General features: G+C 72.7%; 22 protein-coding genes. 10 read left to right on the top strand and 12 right to left on the bottom strand.

The annotated features are described in order from the left end of the window. Nucleotides 1-125: 125 nt before the first annotated feature. From O7626_RS01215 to O7626_RS01195, 5 genes are all read left to right on the top strand, one after another. The gene (locus tag O7626_RS01215) at nucleotides 126-2009 is read left to right on the top strand and encodes a glycoside hydrolase family 3 protein (RefSeq protein WP_278058376.1); all 1884 of its coding nucleotides are present in this window, start codon (nucleotides 126-128) and stop codon (nucleotides 2007-2009) included. A gap of 95 nt (nucleotides 2010-2104) precedes the next feature. Beyond that, complete coding sequence (locus O7626_RS01210; protein WP_278058374.1) at nucleotides 2105-3001, top strand: ABC transporter ATP-binding protein; 897 nt, start codon at nucleotides 2105-2107, stop codon at nucleotides 2999-3001. Beyond that, nucleotides 2998-3783 (top strand): ABC transporter permease subunit, encoded by a 786-nt coding sequence (locus O7626_RS01205; RefSeq protein WP_278058373.1) that lies wholly within the window; start codon nucleotides 2998-3000, stop codon nucleotides 3781-3783. The genes O7626_RS01210 and O7626_RS01205 overlap by 4 nt, the downstream gene beginning before the upstream one ends. Before the next feature lie 107 nt (nucleotides 3784-3890). Beyond that, complete coding sequence (locus O7626_RS01200) at nucleotides 3891-5114, top strand: histidine kinase (protein WP_278058370.1); 1224 nt, start codon at nucleotides 3891-3893, stop codon at nucleotides 5112-5114. A gap of 79 nt (nucleotides 5115-5193) precedes the next feature. After that, a complete protein-coding gene (locus O7626_RS01195) occupies nucleotides 5194-5871 on the top strand; it encodes a response regulator transcription factor (RefSeq protein WP_278058369.1) in 678 nt (225 codons plus the stop codon). Between the two features lie 54 nt (nucleotides 5872-5925). Here the strand turns inward: O7626_RS01195 and O7626_RS01190 are convergent, their stop codons facing one another. Further along, entirely contained in the window at nucleotides 5926-6579 is a 654-nt protein-coding gene (locus O7626_RS01190) for a hypothetical protein (RefSeq protein WP_278058367.1), read from the bottom strand. Between the two features lie 134 nt (nucleotides 6580-6713). Further along, a complete protein-coding gene (locus O7626_RS01185) occupies nucleotides 6714-7463 on the bottom strand; it encodes a hypothetical protein (RefSeq protein WP_278058365.1) in 750 nt (249 codons plus the stop codon). A gap of 59 nt (nucleotides 7464-7522) precedes the next feature. Here O7626_RS01185 and O7626_RS01180 point away from each other — a divergent pair, with 59 nt between their 5' ends. Further along, nucleotides 7523-8719: a DNA recombination protein RmuC gene (locus O7626_RS01180; protein WP_278058363.1), complete on the top strand. Its 1197-nt coding sequence runs from the start codon at nucleotides 7523-7525 to the stop codon at nucleotides 8717-8719. Nucleotides 8720-8779: 60 nt separating this feature from the next. On the opposite strand, the gene O7626_RS01175 is transcribed toward O7626_RS01180, so the two are convergent. Together O7626_RS01175 and O7626_RS01170 are read right to left on the bottom strand one after the other, a co-directional pair. After that, nucleotides 8780-9226, bottom strand: a complete 447-nt coding sequence (locus tag O7626_RS01175) for a hypothetical protein (protein WP_278058361.1) — start codon at nucleotides 9224-9226, stop codon at nucleotides 8780-8782. A 93-nt stretch (nucleotides 9227-9319) separates the two neighbouring features. Further along, entirely contained in the window at nucleotides 9320-10348 is a 1029-nt protein-coding gene (locus O7626_RS01170) for a 4-hydroxy-3-methylbut-2-enyl diphosphate reductase (RefSeq protein ID WP_278058359.1), read from the bottom strand. 105 nt (nucleotides 10349-10453) lie between these two features. Here O7626_RS01170 and xseA point away from each other — a divergent pair, with 105 nt between their 5' ends. Then, complete coding sequence (xseA, locus tag O7626_RS01165) at nucleotides 10454-11674, top strand: exodeoxyribonuclease VII large subunit (protein ID WP_278058357.1); 1221 nt, start codon at nucleotides 10454-10456, stop codon at nucleotides 11672-11674. Between the two features lie 60 nt (nucleotides 11675-11734). After that, nucleotides 11735-11971, top strand: a complete 237-nt coding sequence (locus O7626_RS01160) for an exodeoxyribonuclease VII small subunit (RefSeq protein ID WP_278058355.1) — start codon at nucleotides 11735-11737, stop codon at nucleotides 11969-11971. A gap of 52 nt (nucleotides 11972-12023) precedes the next feature. Here O7626_RS01160 and O7626_RS01155 read toward each other — a convergent pair whose 3' ends face one another. Further along, nucleotides 12024-12830 (bottom strand): hypothetical protein, encoded by an 807-nt coding sequence (locus tag O7626_RS01155; RefSeq protein ID WP_278058353.1) that lies wholly within the window; start codon nucleotides 12828-12830, stop codon nucleotides 12024-12026. A gap of 91 nt (nucleotides 12831-12921) precedes the next feature. Then, nucleotides 12922-13590, bottom strand: a complete 669-nt coding sequence (locus O7626_RS01150; RefSeq protein ID WP_278058352.1) for a DUF4245 domain-containing protein — start codon at nucleotides 13588-13590, stop codon at nucleotides 12922-12924. A gap of 273 nt (nucleotides 13591-13863) precedes the next feature. Between O7626_RS01150 and glpX the strand changes: the two genes are divergently transcribed. Next, the gene (gene glpX, locus O7626_RS01145) at nucleotides 13864-14895 is read left to right on the top strand and encodes a class II fructose-bisphosphatase (RefSeq protein ID WP_278058350.1); all 1032 of its coding nucleotides are present in this window, start codon (nucleotides 13864-13866) and stop codon (nucleotides 14893-14895) included. A 40-nt stretch (nucleotides 14896-14935) separates the two neighbouring features. On the opposite strand, the gene O7626_RS01140 is transcribed toward glpX, so the two are convergent. From O7626_RS01140 to O7626_RS01115, 6 genes are all read right to left on the bottom strand, one after another. Next, complete coding sequence (locus O7626_RS01140) at nucleotides 14936-15904, bottom strand: NAD(P)/FAD-dependent oxidoreductase (protein WP_278058347.1); 969 nt, start codon at nucleotides 15902-15904, stop codon at nucleotides 14936-14938. Between the two features lie 136 nt (nucleotides 15905-16040). After that, the gene (locus tag O7626_RS01135; protein WP_278066012.1) at nucleotides 16041-16685 is read right to left on the bottom strand and encodes a rhomboid family intramembrane serine protease; all 645 of its coding nucleotides are present in this window, start codon (nucleotides 16683-16685) and stop codon (nucleotides 16041-16043) included. Nucleotides 16686-16839: 154 nt separating this feature from the next. After that, nucleotides 16840-17529, bottom strand: a complete 690-nt coding sequence (locus O7626_RS01130) for a transglycosylase SLT domain-containing protein (protein ID WP_278058345.1) — start codon at nucleotides 17527-17529, stop codon at nucleotides 16840-16842. Nucleotides 17530-17839: 310 nt separating this feature from the next. Then, nucleotides 17840-19258 carry a PhoH family protein gene (locus O7626_RS01125; RefSeq protein WP_278058343.1) on the bottom strand — a complete coding sequence of 473 codons (1419 nt, stop codon included), beginning with the start codon at nucleotides 19256-19258 and terminating at the stop codon, nucleotides 17840-17842. Between the two features lie 396 nt (nucleotides 19259-19654). Continuing rightward, a complete protein-coding gene (locus tag O7626_RS01120) occupies nucleotides 19655-20005 on the bottom strand; it encodes a hypothetical protein (protein WP_278058341.1) in 351 nt (116 codons plus the stop codon). A gap of 267 nt (nucleotides 20006-20272) precedes the next feature. Continuing rightward, nucleotides 20273-20632, bottom strand: coding sequence for a hypothetical protein (locus O7626_RS01115; protein WP_278058339.1), 360 nt, complete (start codon nucleotides 20630-20632; stop codon nucleotides 20273-20275). Nucleotides 20633-20896: 264 nt separating this feature from the next. Here O7626_RS01115 and O7626_RS01110 point away from each other — a divergent pair, with 264 nt between their 5' ends. Further along, nucleotides 20897-21337: a helix-turn-helix transcriptional regulator gene (locus tag O7626_RS01110; protein WP_278058337.1), complete on the top strand. Its 441-nt coding sequence runs from the start codon at nucleotides 20897-20899 to the stop codon at nucleotides 21335-21337. Nucleotides 21338-21403: the final 66 nt, after the last annotated feature.

The following is a 21403-nucleotide window of genomic DNA, read 5'->3' as shown; positions in this document are numbered from 1 at the left end:
TCCATCCCGGACAGCCCCGACCAGCATGAAGCTTTCCTTCGTGGAAGGCAAGAACAGAGAAGCTTCTTGCCCGCAGCCGGGAAGCCGACTAATTTATAGGATCGGATGAACCACCTGGAGGTGCCATGCGGACCCGGCTACTGGCATCAACCGTCGCGACGGTCCTGCTCGTCGCCGGAACCGCCGCCCCGCCCGCCCACGGCACGCCACCCACGCACGGCACGCCATCCACGGTGGACCGGCTGGTCGCCCGGATGAGCCTGCCGGAGAAGGTCGGCCAGCTCTTCGCCAGCTACGTCTACGGCGGCTCCGCCACCGCGCCGAACGCGTCCGACGCCGCCGCCAACCGCCAGGCGTACGGGGTGGAGATCGGCGCCGAGGTGGTGGCGAAGTACCACCTCGGCGGGGTCATCTACTTCACCTGGTCGCACAACCTCGACTCGCCCCGGCAGATCGCCACGCTCTCCAACGAACTCCAGGCCAGCGCCGCCGCCAGCGGTCCCCGGATCCCGCTGCTGATCTCCACCGACCAGGAGCACGGCGTCGTGCAGCGGCTGCCGGCCCCGGCCACCCTCTTCCCCGGCAACATGGCGCTCGGCGCCGGCCGCAGCCTGCCCGACGCGTACACCGCCGCCCGGATCACCGGGCGGGAACTGCGGGCGGTCGGCATCGGGCAGGCCTGGGCGCCGTCGGCCGACGTCAACGTGAACCCGGCCAACCCGGTGATCGGGGTACGCTCCTTCGGCTCCGACCCGCTGCTGGTGGCCGGGATGACCGCCGCCCAGGTGGTCGGCTTCCAGTCCGGCGCCGGGGTCAGCGTGGCCGCCAAGCACTTCCCCGGGCACGGGGACACCCGGGACGACAGCCACACCGCGCTGCCGGTGATCCACCACAGCCGGGCCGAGTGGCAGCGGCTGGACGCACCACCGTTCCAGGCCGCCATCGCGGCCGGGGTGGACACCATCATGACGGCACACATCGTCGTACCGTCGCTCGACGACTCCGGCGACCCGGCCACGCTCTCCGCGCCGGTCCTGACCGGGCTGCTCCGGGAGCGGCTCGGCTTCCGGGGCGTGGTGGTCACCGACTCGCTCGCCATGGCCGGGGTACGTCAGAAGTACGGCGACGACCGCGTCCCGGTACTCGCCCTCAAGGCCGGCGCCGACCTGCTGCTGATGCCGCCGAACCTGGACCTGGCGATCGACTCGGTACTCGCCGCCGTCGCCTCCGGCGAGCTGACCGAGTCCCGGATCGACGAGTCGGTACGCCGGATCCTCACCCTCAAGCAGCGCCGGGGCGTACTCGACGGGGTGCCGACGGTCGACCCGGCCGCCGCCGAGCGGGTCGTCGGGCAGCCCGCCCACCAGGCCGCGCTCCGGGAGGTCACCGACCGGACCGTGACCGCGCTGCGCAACGACGCCGAACTGCTGCCGCTGTCCCGCCGGTCCGGGTCCGGGTCCAGGTCCGCTGCCGGTGCCGGGTCCGGGTCCGGGTCCGGTGCGGGTGCCGGCGACCGGTCGATCCTGGTCACCGGCTGGAACTCCAGCGCCTTCGACAACGTCGGCACGCTGGCCGCCGGGCTCGCCGGCCGGGGCAACCGGACCACCGCGCTGCCGACCGGGCTGCCGAACGACGCGAAGATCGCCGAGGCGGTGGCGGCGGCCGAGGCCAACGACCTGACCGTCGTGCTCACCCAGAAGGCGTTCGACACCACTGTCACCGACCCGAACGCCCGGCAGCAGAAGCTGGTGCACGCACTGGCCGCCACCGGCAGGCCGGTGGCTGTGGTCGCCGTCCGGGACGCCTACGACGTCGGTCACTTCGACGACGTGCCGACCCAGCTCGCCACGTTCGGCTACACGAAGGCGTCGATGGAGGCGCTGACCCGGGTACTCGTCGGCGAGGTCGCGCCGCGCGGCAAGCTCCCGGTCGGCGTCCCGGACCCGGCCGACCCGGGCACGGTCCGCTACCCGTACGGCCACGGCCTCACCTGGCGGCTCCCCCGCTAGCAGGACGGCGTACGACCTCAGGCGTACGGCCGGGGCGTCGACGACCAGCCTCACGGCGGTCGGCGGGCGGCTCGGCCGCGCCTAGCGTCGGAGCCATGATTGAGGTGCGCGCGCTGACCAAGCGCTACGGCGGCACCCTCGCCGTCGACCAACTGTCGTTCGCGGTCAGACCTGGCCAGGTGACCGGGTTCCTCGGGCCGAACGGCGCCGGCAAGTCCACCACCATGCGCGTGATCGTCGGGCTGGACCGGCCGACCGCCGGCTCGGTGACCGTGGCCGGTCGCCCCTACCGCGACCACCCGGCACCGCTGTGCCAGGTCGGTGCGCTGCTGGACGCCAAGGCGGTGCACCGGGGCCGGAGTGCCCGCAACCACCTGCTGGCGCTGGCGCAGACCCACGGGATCGGCCGGCGGCGGGTCGACGAGGTGCTGGACGACGTCGGACTGACCGCCGCCGCCGACCGCCGGGCCGGCGGCTTCTCCCTCGGCATGGGCCAACGGCTCGGGATCGCCGCCGCGCTGCTCGGCGACCCGGCGGTGGTGATCCTGGACGAGCCGGTCAACGGGCTCGATCCGGACGGGGTGCTCTGGATGCGCAACCTGCTAAGGGGGTTGGCCGCCGAGGGACGTACAGTGCTGGTCTCCAGCCATCTGATGAGCGAGATGGCGGTGACCGCCGAGCACCTGGTGATCATCGGCCGGGGACGGCTGCTCGCCGACACCACGGGCGCGGAACTGATCGCCCGGGTCGCCGTCGGCAGCGTGCTGGTGCGCTCGCCGCACGCCACCGAGCTGGCCGAACTCCTCGTCGCAGACGGCGCCGCGCTCACCGACGTCGAACCGGGACTGTTCCGGGCCGCCGGACTCGCCGCCGAGCGGATCGGCGAGCTGGCCCGGGCCGGCGGGCTGGCCCTGCACGAGTTGACGCCGCGACGGGCCTCGCTGGAGGAGGCGTACATGGAGCTGACCAGAGAGGCGGTGGAGTACCGGTGAGGATCACGTTCGCCCGGGTGGTCCGGTCGGAGTGGACGAAACTCTGCTCGCTCCGCTCGACCTGGCTGACCCTGGGTACGGTGCTGCTGCTCGCGGTCGGGCTGGCCGGCGCGATCGGCTACGGCGTACGCCGCTCGGTGCAGTCCGGCGAGCCGCCGCCGGACCCGGCCGGCACGGTCGCGGTGGCGTTCCTGCCGATGGACTTCCTGATGCTGGTGGTCGGCGTCTTCGGGGTTATCCAGATCACCGGCGAGTACGGCAGCGGCGCGATCCGGGCCACCCTGACCGCCGTACCCCGGCGCTGGCCGGTGCTCGCCGCGAAGGCGGTCGCACTGGCCGGCGCCACCGTCCCGGTGCTGGCGGTCAGCTGCCTCGGCGCGTTCCTCGCCTGCCAGGTCGGGCTGGGCTCGTCGGCTTCCGCCAGCCTGGCCGATCCCGGAGTCCCCCGGGCGATCGCCGGAGCGGCCGGATCGGCGGTCCTGATGGGGCTGCTCGGGCTCGGCATCGGTGCGATGCTGCGGCACACCGCCGGGGCGATCACCGCGCTGGTGGTGCTGCTGATGGTCGCACCGGTACTGGTCGGGCCGGTGCTGCCCGGCGAGCGGGAGGAGGAGGTGCTGAAGTTCGTGCCGGCCCTGGCCGGACAGGCCATGTACGCCCTGGATGCCGAAGCCGCCCCGTTCGAGATGCTGTCGCCCGGCGCCGCCGCCGCGACGCTTGTCGGCTGGGCCGCCCTGCTGCTGCTCGGCGGGATCGCCGTGCTGGGCCGACGGGACGGTTGACCACGGACCCAGCCGGTGTGCTCGACCGCTGAGCTGAGCTGGGCCGTTGGCCGTGGAACCGAGCCGGACAGTTGACCGCGGACCCCAGCCGGGAAGGAGGTGACCCGATGCGGGACGTCCCGCCGGCCCCGCGCTCCGGCGCGGGGTCGGCCCGACCCGTCGACCGGTTCGGCCCGGCGGTACGCGGGTTCCGGGACCTGCTCCGGCGCCGGCCCCGGTGGGTCGACGCCGGCCTGGTCGTCATGCTCGGGCTGGTGAGCGGACCGGTGGCGCTCGCCGGCACCGACGTCCCCGTCTGGCTGTGGTTCGTCGCCGTGCACGCCCCGCTGGTCTGGCGGCGGCGGGCTCCGGTGCTGGTCTGCTGGTCGGTGTACGGCCTGGCGATCGTCTCGGCGCTGCTGGAGGGGATCCGGGTCAGCGGGATACATCCGGAACTCGTCGTCGCGGTGGCGGTCTACACCGTCGCCCGGTACTGCCCGCAGCGCCACGTCTGGCCGGTCGTCGCGGCCATCGAGGTCCCGGCGGCCGTACTCCTGCTGCCGGGCGGCCCGCACTGGACCGCGTTGGGGTTTCTCACCTGCGGTCTCGCCGCGACCGTGCTGCTCGGGATCACGGTGCGGATCCGGCACGCGTACCTGGCCGAGTTGCGGGAGCGGGCCCGCCGGCTGGAGCGGGAACGGGACCAGCGGGCCCGGCTCGCCGTCGCCGCCGAACGGGCCCGGATCGCCCGGGACCTGCACGACATCGTGGCGCACAACCTCGCGGTGATGGTCGCCCTCGCCGACGGCGCCAGCTACGCCGCCGGTACGGCACCCGAGCGGGCTGCCGAGACGATGACGCAGGTGTCCGCGACCGGACGGCAGGCGCTCGGCGAGATGCGCCGGCTACTGGGTCTGCTCCGCGACGACGCCGTCGGCCGTGCCCCCCAGCCGGGGCTGGACGACCTGGACACACTTGTGGCGCAGGTCCGCACCGCCGGACTGCGGGTCGGGCTGACCGTCGACGGCACGCCGCCACCGTCCGGCCCCGGTGTCGGACTCGCGGTCTACCGGATCGTCCAGGAAGGTCTCACCAACACGCTCAAGCACGCCGGCCCGGCCGCCGAGGTGCGGATCCGGCTGGACTTCCGGCCGGACGGCCTGCACCTGGAGATCGTCGACGACGGCGCCGGCCAGGCGGCCGTGCCGGGTGTGGTGCCCGGGCACGGACTGACTGGGATGATCGAACGGGCCACGACGTACGGCGGTGAGGTCGAGGCCGGTCCCCGGCTCGATGGCCCCGGCTGGCGGGTACGGGCCCGCCTGCGGCTCGACGACGAGGAGACGACGTGACCGGTGCTCCGGGCGGCCGAGATGACCGGGCGGCGGGACGGGCGGCCGAGGTGACCGGGCGGCGGGACGGGCGGCCGGCGTGACGATCGGCGTGCTGCTCGTGGACGACCAGCCGCTGCTGCGGCTCGGCTTTCGGATGGTGCTGGAGAGCCAGCCCGACCTGGCGGTGGTCGGCGAGGCGGGCGACGGTGCGCAGGGCGTCGTGATGACTCGTGCGCTCCGCCCGGACGTGGTGCTGATGGACGTCCGGATGCCGGTACTGGACGGGATCGAGGCGACCCGGCAGATCGTCGAGTCCGGCACGCCGGCCCGGATCCTCGTGCTCACCACGTTCAACCTCGACGAGTACGTCTTCGCCGCGCTGCGGGCCGGGGCAAGTGGCTTCCTGCTCAAGGACGTGCCGCCGGCCGACCTGCTCACCGGGATCCGGGCGGTGGCGGCCGGCGACGCGGTGGTGGCGCCGAGCGTGACCCGGCGGCTGATCGACGCCTTCGCCGCGCACCTGCCGGACCCGTCGACCGGGCGGTCCCCGGCCGACGAGCGGCTGCACCGGCTGACCGACCGGGAGCGGGAGGTGCTGGTGGAGGTGGCCCGGGGCCGGTCCAACGCCGAGATCGCCGGGCTGCTCACCGTCTCCGAGGCGACCGTGAAGACCCATGTCGGCCGGATCCTCGGCAAACTGGACCTGCGGGACCGGGTCCAGGTGGTGGTCTTCGCATACGAGGCGGGCGTCGTACGCCCGGGCGACGAGCGTTGACCTGTCCCCCGGCGGCTACTCCCGGCGCGGCGGTTTCCCGGCCGGCGCGGCCGGTCACGGCCAGAACGGCCAGTCGCGCAGGAAGCGCAGGCCCAGCAGGATGGCGATCACCGCCGGGCCGACGGCCAGGGTGACGGCCTGGGCCCGGTACGCGATCCGGTGCCGGAGCAGTTCCAGCCCGTTGGCCAGGATGACCGCGCCGGCAACCGTCACGAACCCGCCCCACCACCCGATCCGGCCGAAGTCCAGCACGTCGTTGACCAGCAGCAGGAAGGTCAGCCCGAGGGCGGCGGCGTCCAACGCCAGCAGCGCGACGGTGCGGTGGAAGGCCCTGGCCAGCGGATCGGGGGACCGCCAGAAATAGGTGCCGGCGACGGCCAGCGCCGGAAGCGTGATCATGAAAGGCCAGCCGCGCCCCATCACCCCGAACATCAGCAGGGCACCGACGGCGAAGACCAGCCCGCCGACACAGGCCAGCAGGTAACCGACGAAGGCCCGCCCACCACCGCGGGCCAGCAGCGGCCCGCCGGACGAGGCGACCAGGGCGCCTGGGACGAGTACGAAGCCGGCCCACCAGTGGAACCGGTCGATGGACTGTGCGGCCGCCGTCACCACCGCCACCGCCAGCCCGGCCACGGCCAGGCTGGTCGACCAGCGTCCGGCGATCTCCGGCCGGCGCCCACCCGCGGTCTCCACCTCAACGCTCACAGTTGACGACTCTGCCGGCTCGACGGGCGGCGGACCATCCCGGCAGCCCTACCATCCGCCGGACGGCTAACCCGACGATCGAGGTGACCACCGGGACGATCATGACGCAGGAACTGGAAAGCCCCCGCGCCGCCCTAGAAATCTCCGCCGCCGCCGAAATCACCGCCCCCGAAGTCCCCGCCCCCGAAGTCGTCGCCACCGGCGGCGCCCGCGTCGGCCTGGTCGGTCCCGTCGGCGAAGCCCTCCTGGTAGCCGGCGTCGTAGCCGTACCCCGGGTCGGCGAAGGCGGGCGAGAAGAGCGCGTCGGCGATCAGCATGCCGCCGAGTACCCCGGCACCGGCGGCCAGGCCGGTCTTCCACCACGGGGTCGAGTACCAGCCGGCCGGCACCGGCCGACCCTGCATCCGGCCACCCGGGTAGTAGTAGGGCGTCGCCGAGCCCGGCTCAGGCCCGGCCCGGAACGTCTCGCCCCGCACCTGCACCTCCCGGGGCACCGTGATCGCCCCGGCCCCCCGGGCGGCGGCCAGCGGCGGCAGCTCCGGCCCCGGGTCGATGCCGAGCGCCACCCGGGCCGCCCGGACGTACGCCAGGCCCTCCAGGGCGGTCTCCCGGGCCAGCTCGTACTGCCGGGCGCTGCGCGCCTGTTCGAGCTGGCTGCCGACGGCGTTGTACCGCTCACCGGCGTCGGCGAGCGCCTGCCGCACCGCCGGCTCGTCGCCGTGCAGGTGCATCAACTGCCCGCCCAGCCGCTCGTACCAGCGGCTCGCCTCGGCCCGCGAGTCGGCCAGCTCCCGGGCCCGCCGGGCGGCCCGCTCCCGGCGCCACCAGAGCACCCCGCCGCCGAGCAGCACCACCAGCAGGAGCAGCCAGATCACCTCGCCCATCACCCAACGGTACCCACCACCCCCGGCGAGTACTCCCGGCGCCGCGGCCGGCGCCTGGCATGCTCTGTCAGATGGACCTCTCGACCGTCGCCGTGGTGATCGTCTGCCTCGTCGCGGGCGGGGCGGTCGGCTGGCTCGCCGCGACCGCGCGGTCGACCGCCGAGATCGCCCGGCTGGACGCGACCCTGCGCGCCACCCGGGACGGCGAGGGCCGGCTGGAGCAGTCGATGCGGGCGCTCTCCTACCAGGCGACCGCCCAGTCGCAGGAGGCGGTGGCCCGGGCGGTGGCCCCGCTGCACGAGACGTTGCGCCGCTACGAGCAGCGGGTCGCCGAGCTGGAGCGGAACCGGGTCGACGCGTACGCCGAGCTGCGCGAGCAGGTCCGTTCGATGACCTCGGTCTCCGGCGAGCTGCGCACCGAGACGAAGCAGCTCGTCGCCGCGCTGCGCGCCCCGCAGGTACGCGGCCGATGGGGCGAGCACCAGCTGCGCCGGGTGGTGGAGGCGGCCGGGATGCTGGAACACTGCGACTTCGCCGAGCAGGTGACGGCGGCGACCGAGCACCAGACGGTCCGCCCCGACCTGGTGGTCCGGCTGCACGGCGGCCGGTCGGTGGTGGTGGACGCGAAGGCGCCGTTCGAGGCGTACCTGACCGCGATGGAGGCCAGGGACGACCACGGTCGGGACCGGCAGCTCGACGCGCACGCCCGGCACCTGCGGGCCCACGTCGACGCACTGGCCGCCAAGTCCTACTGGACCGCCTTCGACCAGTCCCCCGAGTTCGTGGTCCTCTTCGTACCCGCCGACCCGTTCCTCGACGTGGCGCTGCAACGCGACCCGACGCTGCTGGAGCACGCGTTCGCCCGCAACGTCGTACTTGCCACCCCGGCGACCCTGGTGGCGCTGCTGCGCACCGTGGCGTACTCGTGGCGGCAGGAGGCGCTGGCCCGCAACGCGGTGGCGGTGCACGCCCTGGCCCGCGAGCTGTACGGCCGGCTCGGCACCCTCGGCGAGCACGTCTCCAAACTGGGTGGCGCGCTGGGCGGGGCGGTGACCGCGTACAACCGGGCGGTGGGCTCGCTGGAGGCGCGGGTGCTGGTCAGCGCGCGCAAGCTCGCCGAGTTGGGCGTGGCCGGCGACGACCTGCCGGTGCCACCGCAGGTCGAGAGCGCTCCGCGCCAACCGCAGGCGCCCGAGCTGCTCGACGGTCCGCCGTCGGCACCGTCGCCGGGGCTCTCCCGGTCACCGCGACTCTGATCGCCCGATCGCGTCGCCGCCCCGAGCGAGGCTGTGCCGCCGGCCGTGCGGCGAGGCCGTTCAGCTCCGGGTGGCGGATCGCACCTGGAGCGGGGTGCCCTGCTGGCAGGTGGTCATCAGGTCGGCGCGGATCTCGCCGGTCACCGTCACCCGGGCACCGGGGGCGAGCACGTCCCGGGGGCCGCCGACCAGCAGGTAACCCTCCAGCAGCAGGCAGTTCGGCTCGACGCCGGCCTGGACCGTCCCGCTGACCGTGGTCGTACCGCTCGGTCCCGCACCGCCGTGCGGCGGTCTGGTCGGGGTGCCCGGTCCGGCCATCGGGCCGCCTGGGGTGCTCGGGACGGCGCCGGGCGACCCGGACGGATCGGCCGAGGACGGACCTGGCGAGGGGGACGTGGTCACCGGACTGCCTCCCGATCCACCCGGCGGGGTCGGACCGGAGTCGGCACAGCCGGCGAGCGCCAGCCCGCCGGCCAGCACGACGCCGAGCAGCCAGCGCGTCGTCATGGCAGATCCGACGCGTACGCCACGCCGTCCGTTCCGCACCGCAGCCCTTTCCGCACCGTCCGGCCCGACCCGTTCCGCACCGTCCGGCCCGGTTCAGCCGTTGGCGGCGCTCGCCGCGAGTTCGTCCGGCTGCCCGGCCGCGGCCCTGGCCGCCGCCTTCATGTCCCGCCGGAGTTCCTGGGGCAGCGAGAAGGTCAGCCGCTCGTCGGCCGTGGTCACCTCGGTCACCTCGGCGAAGCCGCGCGCGGCGAGGTGGTCGAGCACCTCCGTCACCAGGTCGTCCGGGACGCTCGCTCCGGAGGTCAGGCCGACGGTGCTGGCCCCGGTCAGCCACTCGTCGGAGATCTCCGAGGCGTAGTCGACCAGGTGGCCGGCCCGGGCGCCCGCGTCCACCGCCACCTCGACCAGCCGGACCGAGTTCGACGAGTTGCGGGAGCCGACCACGATCACCACGTCGCACTCGGGGGCGATCTCCTTGACGACGTGCTGGCGGTTCTGGGTGGCGTAGCAGATGTCGTCGCTGGGTGGCGACTGGAGCAGCGGCAGCCGCCGCTTGAGCCGGGCGACGGTCTCCATGGTCTCGTCCACCGACAGGGTCGTCTGGGAGAGCCAGACCACCTTCGACGGGTCCCGTACGGTCACCTTGTCGGCGTCCTCCGGACCGTCCACGAGCTGGATGTGCGCGGGTGCCTCGCCCGAGGTGCCGATCACCTCTTCGTGCCCCTCGTGACCGATGAGCAAAATGTCGTAATCGTCCGCCGCGAACCGCCGTGCCTCGTGGTGCACCTTCGTGACCAGCGGGCAGGTGGCGTCGATCGCCTTCAGCGAGCGGCTCCGGGCCTGCTCGTGGACCTCCGGCGCCACGCCGTGCGCGGAGAAGACCACGATCGAACCCTCCGGCACCTCCTCGTTCTCCTCCACGAAGACGGCGCCCTGCCGCTCCAGGGTGGAGACGACGTGCTTGTTGTGCACGATCTGCTTGCGGACGTAGATCGGCGCCCCGTACAGCTTCAGGGCCTCCTGCACGGTCTGCACGGCACGGTCGACGCCGGCGCAGTAGCCGCGGGGCTTCGCCAGCAGGACTCGCTTACCGGTCTGGGGTGTCGCCTGAGCTCCGGTCACCCGTCCAGTCTACGTTCCGCCCGTCGTTCCGCCCGCTGGCCGCCGGCCCGCCGGGGCCGTGAGGTGCTGCCCGGGGCCGTGCGCCGCCCGCCGTAGGCTGACCGGATGACCGAGGCCGGCATCCCGCGCAGTACCCCGGACGAGCCGTGGCCGGTCCGGGTGGTCAGCCAGAAGCTGAGCGCCTGGATCGGCAAGCTGGGCTGGGTCTGGGTGGACGGGCAGGTGGCGCAGCTCAGCCGGCGCCCCGGCGCGGCGACGGTCTTCCTCACCCTGCGGGACCCGTCGGCCGACCTCAGCCTCACCGTAACCACCAACCGGGACGTACTGGACGCCGGTGCACCGGAGCTGGCCGAGGGCGCCCGGGTACTCCTGCACGCCAAGCCCGAGTTCTACGCCGCCCGGGGCACGCTGAGCCTGCGGGCCGACGAGATCCGGCAGGTCGGGCTCGGCGAGTTGCTGGCCCGGCTGGAGAAACTGAAGAAGCTGCTCGCCGCCGAAGGGCTCTTCGACAGGTCCCGCAAGCGCCGGCCACCCTTCCTGCCCGGCCGGATCGGCCTGATCACCGGCCGCGCCTCGGCGGCCGAACGGGACGTCCTGACGAACGCCCGGCGCCGCTGGCCGGCGGTGCGGTTCCGGACGGTGAACGTGGCGGTGCAGGGGCCGACCGCCGTACCGCAGATCGTCGACGCGCTCAAGGTGCTCGACGCCGACCCGGGCATCGACGTGATCGTGCTGGCCCGGGGTGGCGGCAGCGTCGAGGACCTGCTTCCCTTCTCCGACGAGGCGCTCTGCCGGGCGGTCTTCGGCTGCCGTACCCCGGTGGTCAGCGCGATCGGGCACGAGACCGACGCGCCGCTTGTCGACTACGTCGCCGACCTGCGCGCCTCGACGCCTACCGACGCCGCCAAGCGGATCGTGCCGGACCTGGGCGAGGAGAGCCGGCTGATCCGGATGGCCCGGGACCGGCTCGACCGGGCGATGACCGGGCTTGTCGACCGGGAGGCGCACCGGCTGGACGCTTGGCGGTTCCGCCCGGCGCTGGCCCGGCCGGAGGTGCTGCTCGACCAGCGGGCCGCCGACGTGACCGCACTGCGGGACCGGGCCGTGCGCTGCGTGCGGCACCGGGTCGGCACCGCGACCGAGGACCTGCGGCACACCGTGGCGCGGCTGCGGGCACTCTCCCCGGCGGCCACCCTGAACCGCGGGTACGCCATCGTGCAGCGCGCCGACGGCCATGTCGTACGCGCACCGGGCGAGGTCGCCGCCGGTGACCCGCTGCGGGTACGCCTCGCCGAGGGGGAACTGGGCGCCGTCGTCGAGCCGTAGCCGGCGTACGGGTGTGCGCGGTCCACGCCGCGAGGCGAAGGTATCCACGAAAGGAATCTGATGACTGACGGTGACGACCGCGCGAGCGGACCGGGTGACGGGCTCAGTTACGAGCAGGCTCGGGCCGAGCTGGCCACGGTGGTCGAGCGGCTGGAGGCCGGCGGCAACTCGCTGGAGGAGTCGCTGGCGCTCTGGGAGCGGGGCGAGCGGCTGGCCGAGATCTGTCAGGGCTTTCTCGACGGGGCCCGGGAGCGGATCGACGCCGTCCGGCAGGCCCGGGAGACCGACCGGAGCTGACCGCCGGTCCGCCGGGCGGGGCGGACGGCGCCACCCCACCCGGCAGCGGGTGTCACTTGTTGAACAGCTCGTACAGCTCGGGCGACGCCTCCACGACCTCGGCCGCCGGCGGCGCCTTGGCCGGGCTCGCCGCGCCGTAGTCGGAGTAGCCGACGGTCAGTTCCTGCTCCTGGCCGCTGCCGACCGCGGGGAGCTGGATGGCCAGCGAGGTGAGCCGGCCCTCGGTGTCGAGCTTGGCCTCGAACGGCAGCTTGGTCGCCTCGGCGCCGAGCAGTGTGACCGAGTCCTCGTTGACCATGCCGGCGTCGGTGGCCTTGGCCAGGTCGATGGTCCCGGTGTACGCGCCCTCGCCGGTCTTCCGCACGTCGACGATCGCCTTGGTCAGCGCCTCGCTGCCGGCCGGGTCGACGTCGGTGAAGTTGAAGCCCAGCCCCTCGGTGCTCTTGATCTTGGACTGGTCCAGGTGCTGGTACTTGCCGGTGTTCAACTTCTCCAGCCCCGGTACGCCCTCGGCACCGGTGACGGTCAGCTTCACCCAGCTGTCCGGCGAGATGTAGACGACCTCCATGTCCATCGAGAAATCGCCGCTGCCGGCCTTCATGCTCATCTGGGCACTCTGGCTCGGCTGGTGCACGAAGCCCTGACCGTCGAGGTCCGCGCCCTTCATGCTGAACTTGAAGTTGCCCTTCGCGATCTCCTTGGTCGACGCGAGCAGCGCCTCCTTGGCGTCCGTCGGAACCGTCGGTGCCGCGGAACCGGTGGTCTCCGGTTCGGTGCCCCCGCGCGCACAGCCCGTCAGAGCCGGCGCGAACAGGGCCACGGCAGCGAGCGTGGCGGCGCCCCACCGTCGGATTGTCACGGTCGTTCCTCCCCAGATAGTCCCCGCTGTGCTGATTACCCACCATTACCCACGATCGGGTGCGGGCACGCAGGGCGCCGGGAGGTGCCGACTACCGCAGGGCGACGACCATCCGGTGCAGCTCACGCTCGGGCACCTGGCCGACGACAAGTACCGTCCGGCCCGGCTCCAGCAGGACCAGCGCCGACTCGCCGGGACGGGCCGTGTAACGCTGCCAGCTGCGCCCGGCCACCTCCACCGTGCCCTGCGGCCGTCCCTCGCCGGTCAACTCGGCCGGCAACAGCCCGTCGGCCGGCAGGTTGCTCTGCACCAGCTGCACGCCGCCGCCGTCCGGGCTGAGGTACCCGATCCGCAGCGTCGCGCCGGCCTCCTCGCGCCGGAACTGGGCGGTGACGGTACGCCAGCCGTCGGGTAGGTCGGCCGGCTCGCTCACCGGGAAGGCGTTGGCGGACCGGGCCTGCTGGAACACCGGGGCCGCGTCGACCACCACCGGCTGGTCCGCGCCGAGGACGATCCGGCCGAAGCCGATCAGGAGGGCGATCGGCACCAGCAGGACCAGCAGCGAGATGACAACGTCCCTGGTCGAGCGCTGCGACCTGATCGCGGCCGGCACCACCCGCCCGTCGACCGGCCCGCCGTCGGCCGGCGTTACCCGCCCGTCGACCGGTCCGGCTCCGGCTCCGGCTCCGGCTCCGGCTGGCAGTTTGTCGGCCGGGGCGCGGTCGGCGGGGAGGTGGTCGGCAGGCTGGGCGGAGTTCACCCCACTATCTTGACAGCTCCGCCGGCAACGGTTCTCCGGGCGGCCCGCCGAGGACTCCGGTCGGCGGAACCGGTGCCGGATCCGGCGGACCACGGCACGGGTACCCGGCAGAATGGGTGGCCCGGGTCCGCCGCAGTCGACCGGTTGCCGTGATCCGGACCACCGGGCCCGAACCGGCGTTAAGTTGACAGGCGTGTCAGGATTCCTGACCAAGGCTGGCGGCGGCGCCGTGCCGTGCCGGGCCACCCCGCAGTGCCGCGAGGAGGAGCCGACATGACCAACACCCGTACCCGGGTGCCACAGAACCTTGACCGCAACCTGGCCCTCGACCTCGTCCGGGTGACCGAGGCGGCGGCGATGGCCGCCGGCCGGTGGGTCGGCCGGGGCGACAAGGAGGGTGGCGACGGCGCGGCCGTCGACGCCATGCGCAAGCTGATCAACTCGATCCCGATGCGCGGCGTCGTGGTGATCGGCGAGGGCGAGAAGGACAACGCCCCGATGCTGTACAACGGTGAGCAGGTCGGTGACGGCAGCGGCCCGGAGGTCGACGTCGCGGTCGACCCGATCGACGGCACCACGCTGATGAGCAAGGGCATGCCGAACGCGCTGGCCGTGCTCGCGGTGGCCGAGCGCGGCGCGATGTTCGACCCGAGCGCGGTCTTCTACATGGAGAAGCTCGCGGTCGGCCCGGTCTACGCCGACGTCATCGACATCGACGCCGGGGTGGCGGAGAACCTGCGCCGGATCGCCAAGGTCAAGGGTGCGGAGGTCTCCGACGTCACCGTCTGCGTGCTGGACCGGCCCCGGCACAAGGAGTTGGTGCAGCAGATCCGCCGGGCCGGCGCCGGCATCGCGTTCATCTCCGACGGCGACATCGCCGGGGCCATCGCGGCGGCCCGGGGTGAGTCCGGCGTCGACGTGCTGATGGGGATCGGCGGCACCCCGGAGGGGATCACCGCGGCCTGCGCGCTCAAGTGCATGGGCGGGGCGATGCAGGCCAAGCTCTGGCCCCGGGACGACGAGGAGCGCCAGAAGGCGCTCGCCGCCGGACACGACCTCGATCGGGTACTCGGCACCGACGACCTGGTGACCGGGGACAACGCCTTCTTCGTGGCGACCGGGATCACCTCCGGCGATTTGCTGCGCGGGGTCCGCTACCGGGCCGGTGGCGCGTACACGCAGTCGATCGTGATGCGTTCCAAGAGCGGCACCATCCGGGTGATCGACTCCTACCACCGGCTGGAGAAGCTGGCGCTCTACTCGGCGGTCGACTTCGACGGCCGCCCGCTGGCCGAGCAGGAGTAGCCGGCGTCGGGTCAGCCGGTCGGGTCAGCCGAGGATTGGGTCAGCCGGCGTCGGAGGAGTGGCCGGGGAAGAGGTGGGCGGCCGGATTGATCACCACTGCCGCGTTGTTCACCGCCGTCGCGGCCTCGCCGAAGCCGGTGGCGATCAGCCGGACCTTGCCCGGATATTCGGTGATGTCGCCGGCCGAGAAGACCCGGGGCAGGTTCGTCACCATCGTGCTGTCGACCAGGATGTGCCGCTTGTCCAGCGCCAGTCCCCACTCGGTGAGCGGCCCGAGGTCGGCGGTGAAACCGAGCGCGGCGACCACCGTGTCGACCGGGACCGTCTCGGTCGCGCCGCCCTTCACCACCAGGTCCGCCCCGGTCACCGCGCCCTCGCCGTGCAGCTTCGTCACCTCGGCGTTGACCACGATGCGTACCGGCAGTCCGCGTACCCGGTCGACGGTGGCGGCGTGTGCCCGGAACTTCTCCCGGCGGTGCACCAGGGTGACCGACCGGGCCAGCGGTTGCAGGGCCAGCGCCCAGTCGAACGCCGAGTCGCCGCCGCCGACGATGAGCACGTCCTGCCCGGCGAGATCGGCCAGGTGCGGTACGAAGAAGACGATGCCGCTGCCGACGAAGTTCTCGGCGGCGGGCAGCGGTCGGGGCGTGAAGCTGCCCAGCCCGGCGGTGACGATGATCGCCCCGCAGTGCAGGGCTTCCCCGTTGGCCAGGCTGAGCGCCGGCCTGCCGTCCAGGTAGGACAGCTTCTCGGCGCGTACCCCGAGCAGGTATTCCGGGTCGAAGGACGCGGCCTGGGTGACCAGGTTGGCGACCAGGTCGCGACCCTTGATCGACGGGAACCCGGCGACGTCGTAGATCATCTTCTCCGGGTACATCGCGGTGACCTGCCCGCCGGGCTCGGGCAGCACGTCGACGACCGCGACCGACAGTCCCCGGAATCCGGCGTAGTAGGCGGCGAAGAGCCCGGTGGGGCCGGCTCCGATGATCGCGACATCGACCTCACGCATGTGCCCACCGTCGCTCTCCGGTCACGGACTGATCAACAACTGTGCTGATCCGACCGTAGGCGGACAACAGGTATCGAAGCAATAGCCGTCCCACCGGCGGGTGTACGCGGCGTCCGCGCAGGCCAGGGGCGCGGCGTCAGGGCAGGGTCATGGTCGACTCCGACCGGTACGGGTCGTCGTCGCGGGGGCGGCGCCGTCGGAAGACCACCGCGGCCACCAGCCCGCCGAGCAGGCCGAAGAGGTGCCCCTGCCAGGAGATCGGCTCGTCGGTGGGCAGCACCCCGAGCAGTTGCCAGCCGTAGAGCAGGCCGACCAGCAGCACGACGCCCATGTTCCACCAGCTGCGTTCGACGATGCCCCGCATGAAGAGCAGGCCGAGGTAGCCGAAGACCACCCCGCTCGCCCCGACCACGATGGACCGGGGCGACCCGGTGAACCACACCCCGAGCCCACTGACGAACATGATCAGCAGCGTGGAGTAGAGGAACCGCTTCGCCCCGGCGGCCAGGACGAAGGTGCCGAGCAGGATCAGCGGCACGCTGTTGCTGTAGAGGTGGTCGAAGCCGTGGTGCAGGAACGGCCCGAAGAAGATCCCGTCCAGCCCGGCGATGTTCCGGGGCATGATCCCGGCGGTGGTGTCGAAGCCGGCGTTCAGCCAGACGTCGAGTGCCTCGATCACGAAGAGCACCGGCACCACGGCGCACATCGCCACGAAGGCCCGGCCGAGTGCCGCGTAGAAGGCCTCGGTGCCGAACCGGTTGGGGTCGTTGCCCCGGGACATCGGGTCGAACGTCACCCTCAAGTTGCTATCAGCTTCCCGCGCCGACCGCCACCGGAGTCGGTCGACAGGGCGGAAAACGCCGCCCGGAAGCGGGGGGCGCGGGCGCCTCCGGCCCGGCCCCCGCCTCCGAGGTGGTCGACCTGTGACGTTCGGCTCAGTAGAAGCCCTCGGCCTGGAAGAAGCTCCAGGCGCCGCAGGGCGTGTCGTACCGACCCTTGATATAGCCGAGACCCCACTTGATCTGGGTCGCCGGGCTGGTCCGCCAGTCGCTGCCGGCCGAGGCCATCTTGGTCCCCGGCAGGGCCTGCGGGATGCCGTACGCCCCGGTGTTCTTGTTCTCGGCCTTGTGGTTCCAGCCGCTCTCCTTCTTCCAGAGCCTGTCGAGACAGGGCATCTCGGAAAGCGCGAAGCCCTTGTCGAGCAGCAGGGCGCAACCGATCTCGCGGTTACCGCTGTATTCGTTGCAGGAGGCGGGAATCGGCCCGTCGTACGGCTTGGTGGCCTGCTCCGCCGCCTCCTTCTCCTGCTTCTCGCGTTCGCGCTTTCGGCTCGCGGCCTGTTCCGCCTTCTTGGCCCGCTCCGCCGCCGCCTTGGCGATCTCGGCCGCCTTCCGGGCGGCCTCCGCCTCCGCGGCCCGCTGCTCGGCGGTGGCCCGGATGTGCGCCGCGTGTCGCTCGCGGAGCAGGTCCCACTCGGCCTGCTGCGCGTCGAACGCCGACTCGGCCTCGATGCTGTGTTGCTGCGCTTCCCGGTCCTCGCCGAGGTAGTAACCACCGCCGACGCCCCCCAGGAGCAGGGCAACGGCGACTCCCCGGACACCGAACCGGCTCCACAGCCGACTCACACCAGTGGTCCTCTCGTCGGGATCAGGGACGCGGCGCAGCGGAGCCGGAAAGGCCGCCGGTCACGCCGCGAGCGCCCCGGCCCCGGCGGGCCGCGACCCCGACCCGCCGTGGCGTCGGTGCCTCCGCCGCGCGGAGGCGGAGAACTGATCTCCCGCGATGCCTCCGGGGCGTGGGCGCTCGAGGGACACGATTGCGCAAGGTGGGGCAGTTGGGAAACCAGTGGCGAGAACTGTGAACTGGGTCACGCCACTTATGGGCATAAACTAGGACAAAGCTCTGCCGTCTGCCGCTGCCCGGCCCACTCACCGGCTACAACGGGATGTCCTCCAGCAGGTCCGTGACCACCTCGGCGATCGGCGACCGTTCGGACCGGCTCAGGGTGACGTGCGCGAAGATCGGATGCCCCTTCAGCGCCTCGATCACCGCCGTCACCCCGTCGTGCCGGCCGACCCGCAGGTTGTCCCGCTGGGCCACGTCGTGGGTGAGCACCACCCGGGAGCCCTGGCCGACCCGGGACAGCACGGTGAGCAGCACCCCGCGTTCCAGCGACTGCGCCTCGTCGACGATGACGAAGGCGTCGTGCAGGCTCCGCCCCCGGATGTGGGTGAGCGGCAGCACCTCCAGCATCCCCCGGGACAGCACCTCGTCCATCACGTTCTCGTGCACCACCGCGCCGAGGGTGTCGAAGACCGCCTGGGCCCAGGGCGACATCTTCTCCGCCTCCGAGCCGGGCAGGTAGCCGAGTTCCTGGCCGCCGACGGCGTACAGCGGGCGGAAGACGATCACCTTCTTGTGCCGGCGCCGCTCCATCACCGCCTCCAGGCCGGCACAGAGCGCCAGCGCGGACTTGCCGGTGCCGGCCCGGCCGCCGAGCGAGACGATGCCGATCGACTCGTCCAGCAGCAGTTCGAGCGCGACCCGCTGCTCGGCGGAGCGGCCGCGCAGCCCGAACGCCTCCCGGTCGCCCCGGACCAGACGTACGGTCTTGTCCGGGAGTACCCGGCCCAGGCCGGAGCCGCGCGGCGAGTGGAGTACCAGGCCGGTGTGCGTGGGCAGTCCGGCGGCGGCGTCCAGGTCCAGCGCCGCGCCGTCGTAAAGCTGGTTCACCTGCTCCTCGGCCAGCTCCAGCTCGGCCATGCCGGTCCAGGTCGGGTCGCTGGCCTGGCCGTGCCGGTACTCGTCGGCGGTCAGCCCCACCGACGCCGCCTTGACCCGCAGCGGCATGTCCTTGCTGACCAGCGTGACCGTCCGGCCCTCGGCGGCCAGGTTGAGCGCGACCGACAGGATCCGGGTGTCGTTGGATTCGGTACGGAACCCCGGCGGCAGTACGCCGTCGTCGGAGTGGTTCAGCTCCACCCGCAGCGTGCCGCCCGCGTCGTTGGCCGGCACCGGCTGGTCCAGCCGGCCGTGCTTCACCCGCAGCTCGTCGAGCATCCGCAGCGACTGCCGGGCGAACCAGCCCAGTTCCGGATGGTGGCGCTTCCCCTCCAGCTCCGAGATCACCACGAGGGGCACCACCACCTCGTGCTCGGCGAACCGGTGGAAGGCGCCGGGGTCGGAGAGCAGTACCGAGGTGTCCAGGACGTACGCCCGGCGTTCTGGTGCGGGCTCCGCACTGGCGGCCGGCTCGGACGTCCGGGTACGGCGTCCGGTCCTGGCTCGGCCCGCGGGCTTGGTGGCGGCCGGGTTCTGGTCGTCGGCCCGAGGAGTGCTACGGCGATTCGTCACAGGCCTGCTCCGGCGGGTGTGCACCCGTACACCCGCGTTCCGCCTCGTCCGGTGCCCGGGGGACACGGGGTCGGATGCGGGCCCCGTGGCGCACGCGTTCGCAGAGTCCGGGCCGGCCGGCTGGCCCGGGACGACCCCGTGCCATGGCGTAGACGCTAACCGGGAGATGCCAGCTTGGGCTAGGGCACGCGGCTGTGCGACTTCGCACGGGGCCGGGCGGCGGACCGGCCGGCACCTGGCTGGACGGCGACCGGCTCGCGCGACGCCCGGACGGCGGACCGGCCGGGATGCATGCCCCCTGCGCGCATCCCGGCCGGTGGGATCACCGTCACCGGTCTGAGGTGATCCCGACGGTGCGGGTCCGTTCGGACCGGCACCGTGTTCGCGGGCGACCGCTCACCCCACCGCGCCGCCGGTCAGGTTCCGGCCGGCGAGTGCGTCGGTGGAGTGCCGTCCGCCGTTGGTCGCGGTCCCCGCGAAAGAGGCGCCCGTGTACGTCGTTCCCTGACCTACGACGGTGTGGGCGATGTGCGGTGTGCTGGGTGATGGCACCGCCAACACCGAGGCGATGGCCGCCTGCGCCTCCCTGCGCCGACGGTTCCAGGCTCCCCTGTCCCCGTCGAAATATCCCTGCCGGTAACCGAACCGGTAACCGAGCCGGTAGCTGAGCTGGCCGTGCAGCCGCCCGGCGGCGTAGCTGGCCGAGGCGAGCAGCAAGAGGAGGAAGACCACGAAGAACGGGCTCACCGGATCCGCCCCTCGCACCACTCGCCGGCAGCACGATCGCCCGGGCCCGGCCGGCCGACCAGGGACCGCTGCCCGCTCACGCCGGCACCCCGCTCGACCGGCCGGCGCCGGAGGCCCGCAACCGGGTCCGGAACCGTGCCGGGAACCGGGGCCGGAACCGGGGCCTGAGTCGGCCGGTTCGCCGGTAACTCTCGCTCACGCAAGTCTCCTCGCTCCGCTCGTCGATGTCCTGGAGCTCCGCACCGCACCGACCGGTCGTCGGCGCGGTCACTTCTCCTCCGGGTCGGAGGATGTGGGGTCGAATGAGGTGGGGTCGGTGACGAGCAGCCGGTCGAGATCCTCGGTGCTCACCTCCTCGACCAGCTCGACGCTGATCCGGCAGCCGTCCAGCACGACCTCGGCGACCGAGGCCCGCCGGATCTCGCCGCCCGCGTCGTACACCCGGACGCTCAGCTCCGGGCAGCCGAGGTGGGTCCGCCAGGAGTTCCACTCCGCACGGTCGCCGACGTTCAGCGACAGGTAGCGGCAGCCCCGTGCCAGGTAGAGCCGCCACGGCGCACTGAGGCCGGCGGCGACGCCGTCGGCGATCAGACCGAATGCCTGGGCCCGGGTTGCTAGTTCGGTCACCGGACTCCTCCAGTCACGAGGATGTCACCCTCGCGAGCACGAACCGTCTCATGCACGCGACACACGGTAGGGCGTACCGTACGCGTGACAGTATCAGCTTTTCGTCTGATTACCCCCACGCCTACGGACACCTATTGTGGGCACGTGATACCCCTCAACACAAGCAAGACCACCGCGCGTCGGAAAAGTGAGCCGTTGTCACGCACGCAGTACACGCTGGTCGCAGTCCCCCCGGAGGGCGACGGCTGGCCGTACCGTCACCGGGTGCCGGACCGCGCCCACGGACGGAAGATCGCGTTCGCTGCCTTCGTACGCAAAGCCCTCGACGACGCCCGCACCACCCGCGCCTGGACCGGTACGGAGGTCTCCCGACGCACCGGCGTCTCCCGGCAGACCATCAACCGCTGGGTACGCGGCGAGTGGGCCAGCGACCCCGAGGCGGCCCGGGTGGTCGCGTTCTGCGAAGGGCTGGGCCTGGACCCGGGGGTGGCGTTCGGAGTGCTCGGCTGGGACCGCGGCACCCCGTCCCGGCCGGCACCGAGTGCCCCGCCGATGGACCCGGACGTCGAGGCGTTGCTGCGCCGGCTGGTCGACCCTAACGTCTCGGACGCGGAGAAGTTCCACATTCGAGAGACCATCCGCTATCTAGCCTATCGCCCGACCTTGCCGGTAGATGTCCGAAAAGGGCGAAGGCAAGCCGGGTAGTTACTCAGATGGCGCAACTTCGCGCATGAGTCCCATCCAATCAGGTCCAGGAATCAATCAGTCGCG

It is taken from the genome of Micromonospora sp. WMMD1102 (genome assembly GCF_029626265.1).
GTDB lineage: Bacteria > Actinomycetota > Actinomycetes > Mycobacteriales > Micromonosporaceae > Plantactinospora.
The sequence above is the reverse complement of the archived record's forward strand: the minus strand, read 5'-3'. Positions and strand labels throughout refer to the sequence as shown.

What these genes read in the sequence shown, in the direction of transcription:
- O7626_RS01215 (WP_278058376.1), top strand. Translation starts at nt 126, where the DNA reads ATGCGGACCCGGCTACTGGCATCAACCGTCGCGACGGTCCTGCTCGTC.
- O7626_RS01210 (WP_278058374.1), top strand. Translation starts at nt 2,105, where the DNA reads ATGATTGAGGTGCGCGCGCTGACCAAGCGCTACGGCGGCACCCTCGCC.
- O7626_RS01200 (WP_278058370.1), top strand. Translation starts at nt 3,891, where the DNA reads ATGCGGGACGTCCCGCCGGCCCCGCGCTCCGGCGCGGGGTCGGCCCGA.
- O7626_RS01185 (WP_278058365.1), bottom strand. Translation starts at nt 7,463, where the DNA reads ATGGGCGAGGTGATCTGGCTGCTCCTGCTGGTGGTGCTGCTCGGCGGC.
- O7626_RS01180 (WP_278058363.1), top strand. Translation starts at nt 7,523, where the DNA reads ATGCTCTGTCAGATGGACCTCTCGACCGTCGCCGTGGTGATCGTCTGC.
- O7626_RS01175 (WP_278058361.1), bottom strand. Translation starts at nt 9,226, where the DNA reads ATGACGACGCGCTGGCTGCTCGGCGTCGTGCTGGCCGGCGGGCTGGCG.
- xseA (WP_278058357.1), top strand. Translation starts at nt 10,454, where the DNA reads ATGACCGAGGCCGGCATCCCGCGCAGTACCCCGGACGAGCCGTGGCCG.
- O7626_RS01160 (WP_278058355.1), top strand. Translation starts at nt 11,735, where the DNA reads ATGACTGACGGTGACGACCGCGCGAGCGGACCGGGTGACGGGCTCAGT.
- glpX (WP_278058350.1), top strand. Translation starts at nt 13,864, where the DNA reads ATGACCAACACCCGTACCCGGGTGCCACAGAACCTTGACCGCAACCTG.
- O7626_RS01140 (WP_278058347.1), bottom strand. Translation starts at nt 15,904, where the DNA reads ATGCGTGAGGTCGATGTCGCGATCATCGGAGCCGGCCCCACCGGGCTC.
- O7626_RS01135 (WP_278066012.1), bottom strand. Translation starts at nt 16,685, where the DNA reads ATGTCCCGGGGCAACGACCCCAACCGGTTCGGCACCGAGGCCTTCTAC.